Source organism: Paraoerskovia marina DSM 21750 (genome assembly GCF_000701465.1).
GTDB lineage: Bacteria > Actinomycetota > Actinomycetes > Actinomycetales > Cellulomonadaceae > Paraoerskovia > Paraoerskovia marina.
In genome coordinates, this window is the sequence record NZ_JNIY01000003.1 from 1,156,529 (window position 1) to 1,175,890 (window position 19,362).

Annotated in this window: 15 protein-coding genes; 10 read left to right on the plus strand and 5 right to left on the minus strand. The window is 71.8% G+C overall.

Annotation, left to right across the window (positions count from 1 at the left end; genetic code table 11):
• The first annotated feature begins 63 nt into the window (after positions 1-63).
• Genes Q343_RS0105495 through Q343_RS0105510 form a run of 4 tightly spaced genes read left to right on the plus strand, consistent with a single transcriptional unit; the run spans position 64 to position 4,877 of the window.
• Complete coding sequence (locus Q343_RS0105495; protein ID WP_029252583.1) at positions 64-2,286, plus strand: polyribonucleotide nucleotidyltransferase; 2,223 nt, start codon at positions 64-66, stop codon at positions 2,284-2,286.
• Position 2,287: 1 nt separating this feature from the next.
• Entirely contained in the window at positions 2,288-3,613 is a 1,326-nt protein-coding gene (locus Q343_RS0105500) for a M16 family metallopeptidase (RefSeq protein WP_029252584.1), read from the plus strand.
• Between the two features lie 9 nt (positions 3,614-3,622).
• A complete protein-coding gene (gene dapB / locus Q343_RS0105505) occupies positions 3,623-4,390 on the plus strand; it encodes a 4-hydroxy-tetrahydrodipicolinate reductase (protein ID WP_043109278.1) in 768 nt (255 codons plus the stop codon).
• A 13-nt stretch (positions 4,391-4,403) separates the two neighbouring features.
• Positions 4,404-4,877, plus strand: a complete 474-nt coding sequence (locus Q343_RS0105510) for a tetratricopeptide repeat protein (RefSeq protein ID WP_043109280.1) — start codon at positions 4,404-4,406, stop codon at positions 4,875-4,877.
• Positions 4,878-4,902: 25 nt separating this feature from the next.
• Here the strand turns inward: Q343_RS0105510 and Q343_RS0105515 are convergent, their stop codons facing one another.
• Genes Q343_RS0105515 through Q343_RS0105525 form a run of 3 tightly spaced genes read right to left on the minus strand, consistent with a single transcriptional unit; the run spans position 4,903 to position 6,492 of the window.
• The gene (locus Q343_RS0105515; protein ID WP_029252587.1) at positions 4,903-5,412 is read right to left on the minus strand and encodes a GNAT family N-acetyltransferase; all 510 of its coding nucleotides are present in this window, start codon (positions 5,410-5,412) and stop codon (positions 4,903-4,905) included.
• Between the two features lie 10 nt (positions 5,413-5,422).
• A complete protein-coding gene (locus Q343_RS0105520) occupies positions 5,423-5,740 on the minus strand; it encodes an AzlD domain-containing protein (protein ID WP_029252588.1) in 318 nt (105 codons plus the stop codon).
• A complete protein-coding gene (locus tag Q343_RS0105525) occupies positions 5,737-6,492 on the minus strand; it encodes an AzlC family ABC transporter permease (RefSeq protein ID WP_029252589.1) in 756 nt (251 codons plus the stop codon). The genes Q343_RS0105520 and Q343_RS0105525 overlap by 4 nt, the downstream gene beginning before the upstream one ends.
• A gap of 52 nt (positions 6,493-6,544) precedes the next feature.
• Between Q343_RS0105525 and dapA the strand changes: the two genes are divergently transcribed.
• The gene (gene dapA, locus Q343_RS0105530) at positions 6,545-7,480 is read left to right on the plus strand and encodes a 4-hydroxy-tetrahydrodipicolinate synthase (protein WP_029252590.1); all 936 of its coding nucleotides are present in this window, start codon (positions 6,545-6,547) and stop codon (positions 7,478-7,480) included.
• A gap of 21 nt (positions 7,481-7,501) precedes the next feature.
• The gene (locus Q343_RS0105535; RefSeq protein WP_029252591.1) at positions 7,502-9,187 is read left to right on the plus strand and encodes a ribonuclease J; all 1,686 of its coding nucleotides are present in this window, start codon (positions 7,502-7,504) and stop codon (positions 9,185-9,187) included.
• A 172-nt stretch (positions 9,188-9,359) separates the two neighbouring features.
• Here Q343_RS0105535 and Q343_RS0105540 read toward each other — a convergent pair whose 3' ends face one another.
• Positions 9,360-10,196: an MBL fold metallo-hydrolase gene (locus tag Q343_RS0105540; protein ID WP_052366877.1), complete on the minus strand. Its 837-nt coding sequence runs from the start codon at positions 10,194-10,196 to the stop codon at positions 9,360-9,362.
• Between the two features lie 319 nt (positions 10,197-10,515).
• On the opposite strand from Q343_RS0105540, the gene Q343_RS0105545 reads away from it, so the two are divergent.
• The 4 genes from Q343_RS0105545 to Q343_RS0105560 all read left to right on the plus strand — a co-directional run bounded on the left by Q343_RS0105545 (position 10,516) and on the right by Q343_RS0105560 (position 14,645).
• Complete coding sequence (locus tag Q343_RS0105545; RefSeq protein ID WP_052366878.1) at positions 10,516-12,990, plus strand: FtsK/SpoIIIE family DNA translocase; 2,475 nt, start codon at positions 10,516-10,518, stop codon at positions 12,988-12,990.
• A gap of 73 nt (positions 12,991-13,063) precedes the next feature.
• Entirely contained in the window at positions 13,064-13,630 is a 567-nt protein-coding gene (gene pgsA, locus Q343_RS0105550; protein ID WP_043109284.1) for a CDP-diacylglycerol--glycerol-3-phosphate 3-phosphatidyltransferase, read from the plus strand.
• Positions 13,627-14,106, plus strand: coding sequence for a CinA family protein (locus Q343_RS0105555; protein ID WP_248616741.1), 480 nt, complete (start codon positions 13,627-13,629; stop codon positions 14,104-14,106). The genes pgsA and Q343_RS0105555 overlap by 4 nt, the downstream gene beginning before the upstream one ends.
• A 200-nt stretch (positions 14,107-14,306) precedes the next feature.
• Positions 14,307-14,645: a helix-turn-helix domain-containing protein gene (locus Q343_RS0105560; protein WP_029252596.1), complete on the plus strand. Its 339-nt coding sequence runs from the start codon at positions 14,307-14,309 to the stop codon at positions 14,643-14,645.
• Between the two features lie 28 nt (positions 14,646-14,673).
• Here the strand turns inward: Q343_RS0105560 and Q343_RS0105565 are convergent, their stop codons facing one another.
• Positions 14,674-19,359, minus strand: a complete 4,686-nt coding sequence (locus tag Q343_RS0105565) for an ATP-dependent helicase (RefSeq protein WP_029252597.1) — start codon at positions 19,357-19,359, stop codon at positions 14,674-14,676.
• Between the last annotated feature and the right edge of the window lie 3 nt (positions 19,360-19,362).

A 19,362-nucleotide genomic window follows, 5' to 3' on the forward strand; every position in this document is an offset into this window, starting at 1 on the left:
CGTGAGCCTCGATCGAAGACCGTCGACGGTCGCCGGGCGCACAGAACAGTGAGGAGGGCACCCATGGAGGGTCCCGAGATCAAGTTCACCGAAGTCACCATCGACAATGGCCGCTTCGGCACCCGCACCGTCCGTTTCGAGACGGGCCGCCTGGCCAAGCAGGCCGCCGGCAGCGCCGTCGCCTACCTCGACGGCGAGACGATGCTGCTGTCGGCCACGACGGTCGGCAAGCACCCCAAGGACCACTTCGACTTCTTCCCCCTGACGGTGGACGTCGAGGAGCGGATGTACGCCGCAGGCCGCATCCCCGGTTCGTTCTTCCGCCGTGAGGGCCGCCCGTCGACGGAGGCGATCCTCGCCTGCCGTCTGATCGACCGCCCGCTGCGCCCGCTGTTCGTCAAGGGCGTGCGCAACGAGGTCCAGGTCGTCGTGACCGTCCTCGCGAGCCACCCCGACGACGCGTACGACACGCTCGCCATCAACGCCGCGTCGCTCTCGACGCAGCTCTCCGGCCTGCCGTTCTCCGGCCCTGCCGGTGCGGTGCGCATCGCTCTGATCGACGGCCAGTGGGTCGCGTTCCCGAAGTACTCGGACAAGGAGCGCGCCGTCTTCGAGATGGTCGTCTCCGGTCGTGTCGTCGGTGACGACGTCGCGATCGCCATGATCGAGGCCGAGGCGACGGACGACTCCTGGAACCTCATCAAGAACGAGGGCGTCCAGGCACCGACCGAGGCGGTCGTCGCCGAGGGCATCGAGGCGTCCAAGCCGTTCATCCGTGCGCTCTGCGAGGCTCAGTCCGAGCTCGCCGCACAGGCCACCAACACGGCGAAGGAGCTTCCGCTCTTCCCCGACTACCAGGACGACTCCTACGCCGCGGTCGAGTCCGCTGCGACGGCGCCCCTGGGTGAGGCACTGTCCATCGCCGACAAGCAGGACCGCGAGAGCCGTCTCGACGAGATCAAGGCCGAGGTCGTCGGAGCGCTCTCCGCAGACTTCGAGGGTCGCGAGAAGGAGCTGTCCGCCGCGTACCGCGCCGTGCAGAAGAAGCTCATCCGCCAGCGCATCCTCTCCGACGGCTTCCGCATCGACGGTCGCGGGCTCGCCGACATCCGCACCCTGGGTGCCGAGGTCGAGGTCCTGCCCCGCGTGCACGGCTCGGCACTGTTCGAGCGTGGCGAGACGCAGATCCTCGGCGTCACGACGCTCAACATGCTCCGCATGGAGCAGCAGATCGACTCCCTCGGTCCCGTCACGCGCAAGCGCTACATGCACAACTACAACTTCCCGCCCTACTCGACCGGCGAGACCGGCCGTGTGGGCAGCCCCAAGCGCCGCGAGATCGGCCACGGTGCGCTCGCCGAGCGCGCCCTGGTGCCGGTCCTGCCGTCGCGCGAGGAGTTCCCCTACGCGATCCGTCAGGTCTCCGAGGCTCTCGGCTCCAACGGCTCGACGTCGATGGGCTCGGTCTGCGCCTCGACGCTCTCGCTCCTCAACGCCGGTGTGCCGCTGCGCGCCCCGGTCGCGGGCATCGCGATGGGCCTGGTCTCGGACACGGTGGACGGTGAGACCCGCTACGCGGCACTCACCGACATCCTCGGGGCCGAGGACGCCTTCGGCGACATGGACTTCAAGGTTGCCGGAACGCGTGAGTTCGTCACCGCCATCCAGCTCGACACCAAGCTGGACGGCATCCCCGCCTCGGTCCTGGCCGGCGCACTGACGCAGGCGCACGACGCCCGCATCACGATCCTCGACGTCCTCAACGAGGCCATCGACACCCCGGACGAGATGAGCGCCACCGCCCCGCGCGTCATCACGGTGCAGGTCCCCACCGACAAGATCGGCGAGGTCATCGGCCCGAAGGGCAAGATGATCAACCAGATCCAGGAGGAGACCGGCGCGGACATCTCGATCGAGGACGACGGCACCGTCTTCATCGGCGCGACCGACGGCCCGTCGGCCGAGGCCGCTCGTGCCGCGATCAACGCGATCGCGAACCCGCACGTGCCGGAGATCGGCGAGCGCTTCGTCGGGACGGTCGTCAAGACGACCTCCTTCGGCGCGTTCATCTCGCTCTCCCCGGGCAAGGACGGTCTGCTGCACATCAGCCAGATCCGCAAGCTCGTGGGCGGCAAGCGCGTCGAGTCGGTCGAGGACGTCCTCTCCATCGGCCAGAAGGTCCAGGTGGAGATCGGCGAGATCGACCCGCGCGGCAAGCTCTCGCTCGTCGCCGTGACCGAGGACGACGACGCATCGGCGGAGGCAGACGCCTCCACCGACGCCTGAGGTGCCCTGGGACCTCCCGCTCGTCACTGCCGGTGAGCCCGGCAGCGATCTGACCGCCGGGCAGGACGGCGCGACCATTCGTCGCACCGTCCTGCCCGGCGGCGTTCGTGTGCTGAGCGAGACGATGCCCGGCCTTCGTTCGGTCACCATGGGTGCCTGGGTCGGGGTCGGGTCGCGCGACGAGACGAGCGGGCACCTGGGTTCGACCCACTTCCTCGAGCACCTGCTGTTCAAGGGAACACCGACGCGGTCGGCGATGGACATCGCCGAGTCGTTCGACGCCGTCGGCGGTGAGGCGAACGCCGCCACCGGCAAGGAGCACACCTGCTACTACGCGCGCGTGCTCGACGCCGACCTGCCGATGGCGGTCGACGTCGTGGCGGACATGGTGACCTCGGCCACGATCGACCCGGCCGAGCTCGAGGTCGAGCGCGGGGTCATCCTCGAAGAGCTCGCGATGGACAACGACGACCCGACGGACGTCGCCCACGAGGAGTTCGCGCGCGCCGTCCTGGGGGACCACGAGCTGGGCCGGCCCATCGGCGGCACCCCGCAGAGCATCCAGGACGTGCCGAGAGACGCGGTGTACGAGCACTACCGTGCGCACTACGCGCCCGAGACGCTCGTCGTCGCCGCGGCGGGCGGGGTCGACCACGACGCGCTCTGCGCACAGGTCACCGCAGCCCTGGGCCGTGGCGGGTGGGATCTCGACCCCGACCGCGCACCCCGTGCCCGACGCAGCGACTCCGCGCCCCTCGTCCCGGGGGGACCGGTCTCCCTCGACCTGCACCGCGGAGTCGAGCAGGCGAACGTGATCGTGGGGACCACCGGTCTGTCCGCGACGGACGACCGCAGGTTCGCCCTGTCGATCCTCAACGCGGTCCTCGGCGGGGGGATGAGCTCGCGGCTCTTCCAGGAGATCCGTGAGAAGCGCGGCCTGGCGTACTCGACGTACTCGTTCGCGTCCGGGTTCGCCGAGACCGGCACGTTCGGCCTGTACGCCGGTTGCGCACCGGGGCGTGTGGACGAGCTGACCGAGCTGCTCGGTGCCGAGCTCGACCGGTTGGCCGCGGACGGCATCACCCAGGCCGAGCTCGACCGCAGCGTCGGGCAGCACGTGGGTGGTCTGGCACTCGGGCTGGAGGACTCGGGTTCGCGGATGAACCGTCTCGGGAGGTTCGAGCTGGTGCACGGCCGTGTCGCGGACGTCGACGAGGCGATCGCGAACATCCGCTCCGTGACGGTCGACGACGTCGCGGACCTGGCGGCGGACCTGGCGTCGCGGCCCCGGAGCACCGTGCGCGTCGCGCCGTTCGAGGGTCGATAGGGTGGCCCCGTGAACACGGCGAACACGATCAAGGTGGCAGTGCTCGGCGCGAACGGCCGCATGGGCAGGACGGTCTGTGCGGCGGTCGAGGCGGCCGAGGACCTCGAGCTGGTGGCTGCTCTGGATGCGGGCGACGATCTCGCGCAGGTCGCGGCGTCCGGGGCGTCGGTCGCGGTCGACTTCACCGTCCCCGCCGTCACCGAGGCGAACGTGCACGCGCTGGTCGACCAGGGTGTGCACGCCGTCGTCGGGACGACCGGGTGGACCGACGAGTCCCGTGCCCGCGTCGCGGACCACCTCGCCACGTCGGCCGAGGAGGGTACGGCCGTCGGCGTGCTGATCGCCCCGAACTTCGGTCTGTCGGCCGTGCTGGCCATGACCTTCGCAGCCCGTGCCGCCCGGTACTTCGAGTCCGCCGAGGTCGTCGAGCTGCACCACCCGAACAAGGTCGACGCGCCGAGCGGTACCGCGACGCACACTGCTCAGGCGATGGCTGCGGCGCGTTCCGAGGCCGGCGTCGCGCCGAGCCCGGACGCGACCGAGAGCGGCTGGGAGGCTCGCGGCGCGGACGTCGACGGGGTGCGTGTGCACGCGGTCCGGCTGCGCGGTCTGGTCGCCCACGAGGAGATCCTGCTCGGCAACGAGGGGGAGCAGCTCACGATTCGTCAGGACTCGTTCGACCGCGTGTCGTTCATGCCCGGCGTGCTGCTCGGGATCCGGGAGGTCGTCGGCCGCCCTGGTCTGACCGTCGGGCTCGAGAACGTCATGGACCTGTGACGGGACGCCGCTGATGAAGAAGGGCATGCTCGGTGCGATCCTCGTCACGGCCCTGCTCGTCCTGTACACGTGGGCGGTCGGGGGGCGCGCGGTGGCGCTGGTGCGGACCGGCGACCCTGTGGCGGTCGCGATCGGTGCGTCGGTCGTTCTCATCCCGCTCGTGGCGATCTGGGTGCTCGTCCAGGAGTACCGCCTTGCCGTGACCGTGCAGCGGATGTCCAACGAGCTCGACGCTCGGGGCGAGCTCGACGTGGACGACCTGCCCCGGTCTCCGGGCGGGCGTGTGGACCGCGCCGCCGCCGACGCGCAGTTCGGCCCGCGCCGTGAGGCCGTGGAGCAGGATCCGGAGGACTGGGCCAACTGGTTCCGTCTCGGGTTCGCCTACGACGCCGCGGGTGACCGCCGGCGGGCCCGGTCGTCCTTGCGGACCGCTGCAGGGATCTACCGGTCACGGCGATCAGGCACCGCCGGTACCTCCGCCCCGTAGCCTCCCTCGGTCCGCGTGGTCCGTCTCAGATCGAGGCGGACCAGCGACGCTCGACCACCTCGCGAGGCCCGGTCGTCAGGGTGCGTTCCATGCCGTCGGGGCCGAGACCCGCGCCCGACAGGAACTGCTCGCGCGCGTCGTCCCCGTCGAGGACCCAGGCGGTGACCGTGTCGGCCCCGTCCTGACGAAGCCGGTCGACCGCGGCGGTCAGGAGTCGCGACCCGTGGCCCGCGCGCTGGTGCTCGGGCAGCACCTCGAGCGACATCACGGCCCCGGGGGTGACGGCGGCGAACCCCACGACGTCGGCCCTGACGCACGCGACGAGGACCGCGAACCCCGGCCCGGGTGGTGCCGTGATGGCTGCCGCCCACTGCTCCTGCATCCGGGCCACGTCGAGCCGGTCCAGGACCTCCGCGCCCAGCGCGTCGTCGTGGGCACCGCGCCACGCCGCGATCTGTGCGCGGGTCACGGCGACGTCGTCGCCGGCGACGGCGGGGCGGACGGACACGTCTGCGGACTCGGAGAACAACGCCATGGCGGCGACCCTACCCGCCCAGAGCCCGGAGCCCCGCGGCGACTCCGGCTGCGAGGACGACGACCACGATGAACGGTGCCCGCAGCGCGAGCGCCACCGCGGCCGCCCCCAGGGCGGGCAGTCGCGCGTCGACGACGACCTCCTGACCGTTCGCGACCGTCTGGACCACGACGAGCGCGGCGAGGAGCGCGGCGGTCGTGAGGTTCGCGGTCCGGGCGACGCGGGGGTCGCCGAGCCAGTGCTCGGGGAGGTAGTGCCCCGCGAGCTTGAACCCGAGGCAGACGACCGACGCCACGAGGACGGTGATCCAGAGCTCGAGGTCGGTCATGACTCCTCCTTCGGTGAGGCCGGCGACGCCAGGTGCGGCTCGCGCGGGCGAGGGAGGACCTGCCCGAGCACGATCGCCACGGCGGCGGCCGCGAGGACGGGGACGCCGGCCGGTGTGACCGGGACGAGCAGCACGGCCACGACTGCGGCGATCGCGACCGTCAGCGCGACGGCGCGGGAGGCGAGGCGCGGCCAGAGAAGCCCGAGGAAGGCGGCACCGGCAGCGGCGTCCAGGCCCCACCGCTGCGGGTCGCCGAGCGCGTCGCCGGCGACCGCGCCGACGAGGACCAGGAGGTTCCACAGCACGAAGACGCCCGCGCCCGTCCACCAGAAGCCGAGACGTACCAACGCACGGGTCGGCTGCGCGGTGGCGACCGCCGTGGACTCGTCGATCGTCAGGTGGGCGGCTAGCGCGCGACGCCACCCGTGCAGTGCCAGGAGCGGGCCCAGCTGGACGCCGTAGAGCGCGTTGCGGACGCCGAGGAACGAGGCGGAGAGCACGGCGGCCAGAGGCGCGCCGCCGGAGCCCACCACTCCGACCAGGGCGAACTGCGACCCGCCGGAGAACATCAGCAGACTGAGCACCATCGACTGGGCGAGGCTCAGGCCGGCCACGGTGGCGAGCGCCCCGAAGGAGACGCCGTACAGGCCGGTCGCCACGGACACCGAGAGCGCCTGACGGACGACGGCTCGGCGTTCTTCGGCGCTCGGGCGCCGGTCGCCCGCGGACGTGTCGGGTTGCTCGTCGTGCACCGTATGACGGTACAGGCCACGGCGAGGCCCGTGGGCACGGTACGTTTGACCCATGGTTTCCCCTGTACTTGCCGGACAGAGCCCGGTGCGGCCGTTCGGAGCCGTCCTGACGGCGATGATCACCCCGATGACGGACGACGGCGCGATCGACCTGGTCGCCGCGGCACGCCTCGCCGAGCACCTGGTCGACCAGGGCAACGACGGACTCGTCGTCAACGGGACGACCGGTGAGTCGGCCGTCACGCACGCGCCCGAGAAGGCCGAGCTGGTGGCCGCGGTCGTCGACGCCGTCGGAGACCGCGCCCACGTCGTCGCCGGTGCAGGCTCCAACGACACGGTGCACGCCGTGCGGATGGCCGAGCAGGCCGCGGACGCCGGGGCCCACGGTCTGCTCGTGGTCACCCCCTACTACTCGCGCCCCTCGCAGGAGGGCCTCTACCAGCACATGACCGCGGTCGCGGACGCGACCGAGCTGCCCGTCATGCTCTACGACGTACCCGGCCGTACCGGGCTGCGCATCGCGGCGGAGACGTTCGACCGTCTCGCCGACCACGACAGGATCGTCGCGACGAAGGACGCGACGGGCGACGTCGCCGCGGTCGCGGCCCACACGCAGCGGACCGGCCTGGCCTGGTACTGCGGTGACGACAGTCTCTACCTCGCGATGCTCGCCCAGGGCGCGGTCGGCCACGTCGGCGTCGCGACGCACGTCGTCTCGCGCCAGTTCGCCGACCTCACCGTCGCGTGGGACGCCGGCGACCACGGTCGTGCCCTCGACCTGCTCCGGTCGGCGCTTCCCGTCGTCGACGCGCTCAACGGCGCCGGGGCCCAAGCCGTGATGGCCAAGGCCGCGATGCAGGCCCTCGGCGTCGTCACCAACCGCGCGATGCGGCTCCCCAACGTCCCCGCGAGCGACGCCGAGAGCGAGGCCGTGCGCGACGTGCTGCGGGCCGCCGGCGCGCTCGACCTTGCGCGCTCGGCGCGCTGAAGAACAGGCCAGGAGGCCACCATGAGTCACCCCCACCCCGAACTCTCACCACCCCCCGAGCTGCCGGAGGGCGGCCTGCGGATCGTCGCCCTCGGCGGTCTCGGCGAGGTCGGCCGCAACATGGCCGTCCTCGAGTACGACGGCCGACTTCTCATCGTCGACTGCGGCGTGCTGTTCCCCGAGGACACCCAGCCCGGGGTCGACCTGATCCTCCCGGACTTCGAGTACATCGCGGACCGGATGGACGACGTCGAGGCGATCGTCCTCACGCACGGCCACGAGGACCACATCGGTGGCGTGCCCTACCTGCTGCGGCTGCGCCGTGACATCCCGATCCTCGGCTCGCAGCTCACGCTCGCGTTCGTGACGGCGAAGCTCAAGGAGCACCGGATCACACCGGTGACGCAGGTGGTCAAGGAGGGCGAGACCCGCAAGGTCGGTGTCTTCGACCTCGAGTTCGTCGCCGTGAACCACTCCATCCCGGACGCGCTCGCGGTCGCGATCACCACGGGGGCGGGCACCGTCCTGCACACGGGTGACTTCAAGATGGACCAGCTCCCGCTCGACGGGCGGATCACGGACCTGCGCGGGTTCGCACGCCTCGGGGAGAAGGGGATCGACCTGTTCATGGTCGACTCCACCAACGCCGAGGTCCCGGGCTTCGTCACGCCGGAGGCCGAGATCGGCCCCGTGCTCGACGACGTCTTCCACCAGTCGGACCAGCGCATCATCGTCGCGTCGTTCTCCTCGCACGTGCACCGCGTCCAGCAGGTGCTCAACACGGCGCACGCGCACGGACGGCGAGTGGCCCTCGTCGGTCGGTCGATGATCCGCAACATGGGCATCGCCGCCGAGCTCGGCTACCTCGACGTGCCCGACGGCGTCCTGATCGACCTCAAGAAGATCGACTCGCTGCGCGACGACCAGGTCGTGCTGATGTGCACCGGCTCGCAGGGCGAGCCGATGGCCGCGCTCAGCCGGATGGCCAACGGCGACCACAAGATCCAGGTCAACTACGGTGACACGGTCATCCTCGCGTCGTCGCTGATCCCCGGGAACGAGAACGCCGTCTTCCGGATCATCAACGGACTGATGCGACTGGGGGCACGCGTGGTCCACGGCGGCAACGCCAAGGTGCACGTGTCCGGGCACGCAAGTGCCGGCGAGCTCATCTACTGCTACAACATCCTGCGGCCGCGCAACGTCATGCCCGTCCACGGCGAGGTGCGCCACCTGATCGCCAACGGGGCGCTCGCTGTCAAGACCGGTGTGCCCCCGGAGCGCGTGGTCCTCGCGGAGGACGGCGTGGTCGTCGACCTGGTCGACGGGAAGGCCTCGGTCGTCGGGGCCGTTCCGTGCGGATACGTCTACGTGGACGGCACGAGCGTCGGCGAGGTGAGCGACTCGGAGCTCAAGGACCGTCGGATCCTCAGCGAGGAGGGCTTCGTCTCGATCTTCGCCGTCGTCGACACGGCGACCGGGAAGGTCATCGCCGGCCCGCAGATCCTGGCGCGCGGGTTCGCCGAGGACGAGTCGGTCTTCGACGAGATCCAGCCCAAGGTGGTCGAGGCGCTGGAGGAGGCGATCGCCAAGGGCGCGACCGACGCCCACCAGCTGCAGCAGATCATGCGACGCGTCGTCGGCCGCTGGGTCTCGAACAGGCTGCGCCGTCGGCCGATGATCGTGCCGGTCGTCGTCGAGGCGTAGTCCCGACCCAACACCCTGCACCACCGCGGGTCCGCTCCCTCGTCGCGAGGGGGCGGACCCGTGCGTCGTCCCGAGCCGTTCCCGGCGTGGTTCCCGAACAGTCGGGCCGGGTGACCTGCTGATCCGTGGGTCGGAGGTTCACGACGGTGGCGGCCCCCGTCGGAGGTCTCGGCTACCCACGGGATCGTCCGAGAGCGGCGACCTGGGCTCGGTGCTCCCCGGCGACCCAGGGGTCGGTGAGCCGGGGGTCCCGGGTCGAGCATGCTGAGCGGGGTTCGTCCCCGCATCCGTGGCGCGCCTCGTGCTCGATCGCGTCGAGGTAGCGGCGGTCGGCCGTGAACCTCTCACCGACGTCCCTCGACCCGAGGGCGGGGCTTCCGTGCCCGGGGACCAGTGCCGTGACCCGGTGCTCGACGACCTGGGCCTCGAGGAGGTCGAGCGCCCGACGATAGTCCGTGACGGGATCGACCGCGTCGGTGTCGAGCAGCGGCACCTCGCGGTCGGACAGCATGTCGCCCGCGACCAGCACCCGACGTCCGGGGAGCACGAGAGCCGCGTGGCCCGGGGCGTGCGCGTCGTGCTCCACCACGAGCGAGTCCACGCCCGTCCAGGGGAGCCGGAGCGCACCGCCGTGCGTGCGGGGGATCGGCACGAGGCGTCCGACGAGGTCGTGGTCGTGGCCGGGGGCGAGCGCGTCGGCCTCGGCGAGGTTGTGCGCGCGTGACTCGTCGGCCCGACGGACGCAGGCGGTGGTGGCCCACCGTGGTGCGTCCGGCCATCGTGGGCTCCAGAGCACGTGGTCCCAGTGCGGATGCGTCGAGAACCCGGCGTCGACCCGCAGACCGCGGGCGCGGAGCTCGTCGGCGACACGGCCGATCTCGGACGGCGTGATCCCGGGGTCGACGACCAGGCACCGGGAGTCCGCGACCACCACGGTGGTCAGACTGGACCACAGGCGTGCGCGACTGACGAGCACGCCCGGTGTGATCTCGTGCACGGTGCTCGTCATGCCGTCGATCCTCAGCGCCGACGGGCCGGGAGTCAATGCGGACACGGCCTCGCCAATCCGTGGACCTGGCCGTGCGCACGGGTACGGTGAGGGCACTATGGCCACGCGTCAATCGACCTCAGGGAAACGTCCTGCCGGCTCAGGGCGCGGTGGAGCACGCATCGCGACCCGTTCGACGGGCACCTCGACCCGCCGGACCGGCGCGTCGGGGGGCAAGGCCGGCACGTCCAAGAAGTCGACGGCCACGCGGTCAAAGCCTGCTGCGCGGGGCGGGCCGAAGAGCAAGAGCGCGACGCGACCCGCGCCGTGGCCCTTCCGCATGGTGCGGGGCGTCTGGCTGGGCGGAGCACATGCCGTGGGTGGTCTCACCCGCGCGATCGGAAAGGGAGCGAGAGAGCTGGACCCGGAACACCGGCGGGACGGGATCGCCTTCCTGCTGATCGGCCTGGCCGTGATCGTCGCCGCGCGAGAGTGGTGGGGGATCCCGGGTGCCTTCGGGCGCGCCGTCCATGCGGTGGTCGCGGGAACGTTCGGTCTGGTGGGGATCGCCGTCCCGGTGCTCCTGATCTGGATGGCGCTCCGCATCATGCGGCATCCCGAGCGTGCGCAGGCGAACTCCCGTGTCGCGATCGGGCTCGGCTTCATCACCGTGGCGGCGTGCGGTCTGATCCACGTCGCCGAGGGGCTGCCCTCCCCGCGCGACGGCTTCGCCGGGGTGCAGGACGCGGGCGGCATCATCGGCTACCTCGTCGCCACGCCCCTGGTGGCCGGACTCACCGAGTGGTTCGCGGTGCCGATCTTCCTCCTGCTCGGCTTCTTCGGGATCCTCGTGGTCACGGCGACGCCCGTGAACCGGATCCCCGAGCGCCTCGGCGCGCTCTACGCCCGACTGACCGGCGCCCACACCGCACCGGACGACGATCCCGACGGGCTCCAGCTCGCCGAGGGCGTCTCGCGGCACGACGGCGAGGAGGAGGCGCCTCGCAAGAAGCGGCGCCGCAAGAAGGCTCCGACGCGTGCGACCGACGTACCGAGCGTGGACCTCCCCGGCGGGTACTCCGGCGACGAGGCCTTCGAGACGGCCGCGACGATCGACCGGGACCCCCTGCCGGACGACGACGTCCCGGAGTCGGCGAGTGGGCCGACGGACGCGACGCAGGTGCTGCCGTCGACCGGCGAGGAGTCCCCTGCGCTCGTCCCCGACCTGCACGTGGAGGACGAGGTTCCGCCGGAGCACCGATCCGTGGGTGCGGGAGTGCAGGGCATGCTCGACGGCGACACGGTCTACCTCCTCCCGAGCGAGGACGCGCTCGCCAAGGGGCCGCCCCACAAGACACGGTCGGCGGTCAACGACCGCGTCGTCGAGTCGCTGACGAAGGTGTTCGACCAGTTCTCGATCGACGCCAGCGTCACGGGCTTCACCCGCGGTCCGACGGTGACGCGGTACGAGGTCGAGGTCGGTCCGGCGGTCAAGGTCGAGCGCATCACCAACCTCTCGAAGAACATCGCCTACGCCGTGGCGAGCGCGGACGTCCGTATCCTCTCGCCGATTCCCGGAAAGTCTGCGATCGGGATCGAGATCCCCAACGCGGACCGGGAGAACGTCTCGCTCGGCGACGTGCTGCGGTCCTCGGCCGCCCGCCGAACCGAGCACCCGCTCGTCATGGGTGTGGGCAAGGATGTCGAGGGCGGGTACGTCGTCGCCAACCTCGCCAAGATGCCGCACATCCTCGTCGCGGGTGCGACCGGCGCCGGGAAGTCGAGCTTCATCAACTCGATGATCACGTCGATCCTGATGCGGTCCACGCCGGAGCAGGTGCGCCTCGTCCTCGTCGACCCGAAGCGCGTCGAGCTCACGATCTACGAGGGAATCCCGCACCTGATCACGCCCATCATCACGAATCCCAAGAAGGCTGCCGAGGCGCTCGAGTGGGTCGTGCGCGAGATGGACGCCCGGTACGACGACCTCGCCCTGTTCGGCTTCAAGCACATCGACGACTTCAACGCCGCGGTGCGGGCGGGCAAGGTCCAGCCCCTGCCGGGTTCCGAGCGGAAGATCGCCCCGTATCCGTACCTCCTGGTCGTCGTCGACGAGCTGGCCGACCTGATGATGGTGGCGCCGCGCGACGTCGAGGCGTCCATCCAGCGCATCACCCAGCTGGCCCGCGCCGCCGGGATCCACCTCGTGCTCGCGACCCAGCGACCCTCGGTCGACGTCGTGACCGGTCTGATCAAGGCCAACGTGCCCTCGCGACTCGCCTTCGCGACGTCGTCGCTGGCCGACTCCCGCGTCGTGCTCGACCAGCCCGGGGCGGAGAAGCTGATCGGGCAGGGCGACGCGCTCTTCCTGCCGATGGGTGCCGCCAAGCCGATGCGTGTGCAGGGGGCCTGGGTCAACGAGAGCGAGATCCACGCAGTCGTCGAGCACGTCAAGGGCCAGCTCAAGCCCGTCTACCGCGAGGACGTGCAGCAGGTCGCACCCAAGAAGCAGGTCGACGAGGACATCGGCGACGACCTGGACCTGCTGCTGCAGGCGACGGAGCTGGTGGTGACCACGCAGTTCGGGTCGACCTCGATGCTCCAGCGCAAGCTCCGGGTCGGCTTCGCGAAGGCGGGGCGCCTCATGGACCTCCTCGAGTCGCGGGAGATCGTCGGGCCGTCGGAGGGTTCGAAGGCCCGGGACGTGCTCGTCGGTCCCGACGACCTGGCAGGCACCCTTGCCCTGCTGCGCGGCGATCCCGCGCCGGCGGCGTACGACCAGGAGAGCGTCCCCACCGGTCAGAGCGCGGAGTGAGGTCACCCCGCGAGGTGCCCCGTCGCACGGGCGGCCGCCGGGCCTCTAGGGTGGAGCCGTGAATCCTCCCTTCATGAAGTCCTGGAACGCCGCCAACGTGGTCACCGCGATCCGGATCCTCATGGTGCCGTTCTTCGCCTGGTCGCTCGTCGTCGACGGAGGTCAGGACGAGACGTGGCGCTGGGTGGCGGCCGGGATCTTCGCGCTCGCGGCCTCGACCGACAAGCTCGACGGATGGCTCGCCCGCCGCTCCGGTCAGGTCACCGACCTGGGCAAGCTGCTCGACCCGATCGCCGACAAGCTGCTCGTCGGAACAGCGCTCGTGCTCCTCTCGTGGATCGGGGAGGTCTGGTGGTGGGTGACGATCCTCATCCTCGCCCGTGAGCTCGGCGTGACTCTCATGCGGTTCGTCCTCATCCGGTACGAGGTCATGCCGGCGTCGCGCGGCGGAAAGATCAAGACCGTTCTTCAGACCGTCGCGATCACGCTCTACCTGCTGCCCCTGTTCGTCCTGCCGGACTGGATCGGTTGGGCTGCTGCGGCGTTCATGGGCGCCGCCCTCGTTGTCACCGTCGCCACGGGGCTCGACTACGCGGCCCAGGGGCGGCGGATCAGTCGCGAGGCGAAGCGGTCGCGGTGATCGACCCTCGTGCCCGGCAGGTTGTCGAGCTGTGCGCCGAGCACGGCCTGACGGTCGGCACGGCCGAGTCGCTGACCGGGGGCCTGGTCGCGGCGACGCTCGTCGACGTCCCGGGCGCCTCGGCGGTGTTCCGGGGGAGCGTCGTCAGCTATGCCACGGATCTCAAGGTCACCCTTCTCGGCGTCGACCGGCACGAGATCGACCGATCCGGCGTCGTGTCTGCGGCGGTCGCGACGGCGATGTCCGCGGGGGCGCGGTCGGCACTCTCTGTCGACGTCGCGCTCGCGACGACCGGGGTGGCCGGCCCGGGTGCGCACGGCGGTGTCGCGGCGGGCACGGTGGTGGTCGCCGCCCAGGTGGGTGAAATCGCGCGGACGCGAACATTGGCACTTCCTGGTGACCGGAGCGCCGTCCGATCGTCGACCGTGGGCGAAGTTCTCGGTCTGTGTGTGGAGATTCTGCGCGAACGGCGGTGACCACGGACGGGATGGGGAACAATCGACGGATGAACCGGGTTAGCAACGACGTGATACCAACCCGACCACAAGGCCGTTCCATCCGCCGCAGCCACCCGGTTGCACGGTACGGTACGAGCACCCCCGTCCGGGGGACGACGTCAAAGACCGTGGAGCGCACCCGTCCGGCGCCCGCGAACGACAGGGAGAGGGGGCGCGAGATGATTGTTCTTCGCCGAGAGCTCGGTGACGTGTTGCGTGACTCCCGTCAGCGACAGGGCCGGACCCTGCGCGAGGTTTCGTCCGGAGCGCGTGTGTCGCTCGGATACCTCAGTGAGGTGGAGCGCGGGCAGAAGGAGGCCTCCTCCGAGCTGCTCGCCTCGATCTGCGAGGCGCTGAACGTGCCGATGTCCGTGGTGCTGCGCGACGTCAGCGACCGGATCGCCGTGGCCGAGGGGTTCGACATCCCCGACACCGTCCCGGCGCACCTCAGCGACGGCTTCGACGAGCTCGGCTCGTCCGACCGTCGCGCACCGGAAGACCTGCAGCCCGTCGGCTAGTACTGCCGCCGCCTGCGGGCGCCGCCCCCTACGGACTCCGTAGTCGGAGTCCGCGCGGGGTGAGGGTGAAGCCTGCGTCGAGAAGCGCGCTCGTCGCCGACGACCTGCCGGCGGGTCCGGTGGCGTCAAGGACGGGGTCGCCGTCGACGTGCGTCACGGTCAGCGAGTCCAGGCGTCCTGCACGAACAGCCTCGACGAGGGCCCGCGCGAGAGATCCAGCTCGCGCCGAGCCGTCGTCGGGGCTTTCTGCGTCGTGGAACGTGAGCAGCGACCGTCCGCCGCGTTCGACGAACAGCCCGGGAGCGCCGTCCGCGAGCACGAGGGACGCGCCGGCGCCGCGGTGCGGCCGGTGCCCGCCCGCACCACGTGTCGGGGGCCAGGCCAGCGCTGCGCCGTACGGGTTGGCCGGGTCGCAGGCGGCGAGCACGAGCGGCTCGACCGCACCTGCGCCTCTGTCCGTCTCGTCCCGGTCGGCACGCAGCCGGTCGACCGCTCCGGGGAGTGCGAACTGCGCGGCGCCCAGGTGCTCGACGAAGTACCCCCGTCGCACCGCTCCGTGCTGCTCGAGCTCGCTCAAGGCCCGATAGACCCCGCGGAAGTAGTCGGTGACCCCCTCCGCGTGGGCGGAGCCACGAGTCAGGACGCCGTGCCGGTCGAGGAGCACACGGGTGAGAGCCGCGGTGCGTCGCGTGCTGTCCGTCTCCGGCGTCGGGAGCGCGGACCACCGTCCGCGACCGCCCGGCGGAGCCTCGCGAGGGCCGTCGGGCCGCATCGAGCCGAAGCGGCGGGTGGGGCGTGACCGGGTGCGGGCACGCGACCGTGACGATCGTCGACCGAGGCGTTCCCGGACCGCCGCGAATCCGTCGTTCGTGACGTGGCCGGCCCAGACCAGGTTCCAGAGCGCGTCGAGCACGTCGGTGGTACCGGCGTCCGCCAGGTCGACGAGCTGCCCGAGGAAGTACCCGCCCGTCGAGCTGAGCAGGTCGAGCACGGTGGCGTCGAGGCCGTCGGCGTCGGTGCGCGGCGGGGGAGCAGGGAGCGTGAGCGCCGCCGCGTCGGCGATGTGGAGACTCACGAGGCCGTCACTACGTCCGGGCAGTGCCGCGTGGCCTGCCCAGAGGACCTCGCCCGAGGTCGTCAGCTCGTCGAGCATCCCGGGTCGATAGTCCACGACACGTGCGGGCAGGATCTGTCGTTCCCAGGCCGACGCAGGCAGGGGCAGCCCAGCGAGCTGTTCGACGACGTCGAGCACCCCGTCCGTGCCGCGGAGCCCGCCGATCCGGTGCCATCGCGGCGCGAAGACGCCGAGCGTGCGTTCCTCGACAGGTTCGACGTCGGCACGCAGCGCGGCGAGCGAGCGCCGCTTGATCGACCGAAGGACCTGCACGTCGCACCATTCCTGACCCGTCCCGCCGAGCTCGGGGGGCCGGAGCGCACCGGAGACGAGGTGGTGCTCGGTCTCCAGGCGGCGGAGCACCTCTGCCACGACGGCGGGCGCGAGGCCGAACCGCCGTGCGACGTCCGATGCCGGGAAGGGTCCGTGCGTCCGGGCATGGCGACGGATCAGGTCCCCGAGGGGGTCGGCGACCGGCGAGGTGTGTGCCTCCGGGAGGCCGGGAGGCAGGGCGACACCGAGCCCGTCGCGCAGACGTGCCGCGTCCTCGACGACGGCCCACCGCTCGGCGCCGTCGGTGCCCGCGACCCGGACGCTCAGCGCGCGGCCGGCCGCGCGAAGATCGTCGAGCCAGCCCGGTACTGCCTCGTGGGTCTCCGGCTGCATCCGGTCGACGACCTCGTCGAGGGGGAGCGGGCCGAACCGCCGCAGCACGTCGGCGAGCCCTTCGACGTCTCTGCCCCGGCGCGACTCCGCGCGTCCGGACACCTCCGCCTCGGTGCGTTCGAGCGCCTCGACGTCGAGGAGGTCGGAGATCTGGTAGGTCGCGTCGGGACCGAGGAGCTCGGCGAGCACCGTCGGGTCGAGGGTGAGCGCCGCCGCTCGTCGCTCGGCGAGCGGGGCGTCGCCGTCGTAGAGAAACTGGGCCGTGTACCCGACGAGGAGCGTCGAGGCGAAGGGGGACGGCGTGCTGGTGGTCAGTTCGACGAGCCGGATCCGACCGTCCGTCAGGCCCTGGAGCACCTCGGTCAGGGCCGGGACGTCGAAGTCGTCCTGGAGGCACTCGCGGACGGATTCGAGCACGAGGGGGAACTCCGGGTACTGCGAGGCGACCTCCAGCAACTGTGAGGCCCGGCGGCGCTGCTGCCACAGCGGCGTGCGCCGGTCGGGGCTACGCCGGGGCAGCAGCAGCGCGCGGGCCGCCGCCTCGCGGAAGCGCGCGGCGAACATGACGGATCCGCCGAGAGCGTCGCGCACCTCGTCGCGCACCGCCGCGGGGTCGATCACGAGGTCCTCCGCACCGAGACGGAGGCCTTCGTGGGAGCCGAGCGTGCCCGCCTCCCACGTCTCGGCCGTGTCCGGGACACGCAGCACGATTCCGTCGTCGGCCGGGATCGCCGCCACGTCGACCCCGAGCCGTTCCTTGAGCCGCGCCCCGAGCGCGAGCGCCCACGGGGTGTGGACGCGGGCACCCCAGGGGGAGTGGAGCACCACGCGCCAGTCGCCGAGCTCGTCGCGGAACCGTTCGACGACGATCGTCCGGTCGTCCGGAAGGACTCCCGTCGCCCTGACCTGGTCCTGGAGGTAGGCGAGCAGGTTGTCGGCCGCCCAGGCGTCGAGACCCGTCGCGAGCAGCTCGTCGCGGCGCCTGGCCGGGTCCGACCCCGACCTGCGCACCCACGCTCCGAGCGCGCCGCCGAGCTCGGCGGGCCGGCCGGGGCTGTCACCCTTCCAGAACGGGAGCCGGCCGGGCTGTCCCGGCGCGGGGGTCACGAGCACGCGGTCGGGGGTGATGTCGTCGATCCGCCACGTGCTCGAGCCGAGCGTGAAGGTGTCTCCCACGCGCGACTCGTAGACCATCTCCTCGTCGAGCTCTCCGACGCGTCGCCCGCCGCGCGGCCCGTCCGACCCGGCCAGGAAGACGCCGTACTGCCCGCGGTCCGGGATCGTCCCCCCGCTCGTGACGGCCAGGCGTTGCGCGCCGGGCCTCGCGGTGAGGATGTCGCTGGAACGGTCCCAGACGATGCGAGGGCGCAGCTCGCCGAAGTCCTCGCTCGGGTAGCGTCCCGCGAGCATGTCGAGGACGCCGGCCCACGTGGCGTCGCCCAGGTCGGCGAACGGGGCGGCACGTCGCACGAGCTGTGCGAGGTCGTCGACCGTCCAGGGTTCGAGCGCCACGGCCGCCACCACCTGCTGCGCGAGGACGTCGAGAGGGTTCTGGGTGAGGTGGATCGCCTCGACGTCGCCGGTCCGCATGCGTTCGGCGATCACCGCGGACGAGACGAGCTCGCCGCGGAACGTCGGGAGGACGACGCCGTGCGAGACGGCCCCGACGTGGTGCCCGGCGCGCCCGATCCGCTGCAGCCCGGAGGCGACCGAGGGAGGTGCACCGACCTGGATCACGAGGTCCACGGCGCCCATGTCGATCCCGAGCTCGAGGGACGAGGTGGCCACGACGGCCGGGAGGCGGCCGGCCTTGAGGTCGGTCTCTGTCTGGGTACGCTCGGCCCTGCTCATCGAGCCGTGGTGGGCCCGGGCGACGACGGGCGGTGCACCCACCCCCGAGCCGGACTGCCCGGGCACGGCCGCCGGGGCGACCGCTCCGGGGTCCGGCAGGGGCGTTCCTGCGCGCCGGGCGGCGATCTCGTTGATCCGGGCGGTGAGTCGTTCGGCGCCACGTCGCGCGTTCGTGAAGACGATCGTCGACCGGTTGCTCATGATGAGGTCGACGATGCGTTCCTCGACGTGCGGCCACACCGAACGCGTGGCGGGACGGTGCTCGGCGGTTCCGGGCTCGGTCTCGCCGGTCTTCGCGTCGTCACCGGGTGGTGCGGGCAGGTCGCGGAGATCGGGCACGGGGACGACGACCTCGACCTCGGGCCGTCGTCCGCCGCCGGGCTGGACGACGGTGACGCGTCGGCCCCCGTCCTGCGGCGGGCGGACCCCGGCGAGGAACCGCGCGACCGGGTCGACGGGCCGGACCGTCGCGGAGAGCCCGACCCGTTGCGCGGGGCGGTCGAGCAGGGCGTCGAGTCGTTCGAGGGACAGGGCGAGGTGCGCCCCGCGCTTGGAGCCCGCGATGGCGTGGATCTCGTCGAGGATGACCGTCTCGACTCCTGCCAGGCCCTCGCGTGCCGCGGACGTGAGGACGAGGAAGAGCGACTCCGGGGTGGTGATCAGGATGTCGGTCGGTCGCGTCGCGAACGCGCGTCGTTCGGCGGCGGGCGTGTCGCCCGTGCGCATCGAGACGGTGACCTCCGGGATCGTGGTGCCGGCGCGACGGGCGGCGTGGCCGATCCCGGTCAACGGGGACCTGAGGTTGCGCTCGACGTCGGCCGCGAGCGCCTTCAGCGGCGAGACGTACAGCACGCGGCAGCGACGGGACGGCTCGGGCGGCTCGGAGGCGCCGACCAGCGAGTCGATGGCGGAGAGGAAGGCGGCCAGGGTCTTGCCCGAGCCGGTGGGAGCGACGACGAGTGCGTGGTCGTCGGACCGGATCGCGTCCCAGGCGCCGACCTGGGCCGCCGTCGGGGCCTCGAAGGCGCCACGGAACCACTCCTGCGTGGGGCGGGTGAATCGTCGGAGCGGATCGGTCGGCACGGG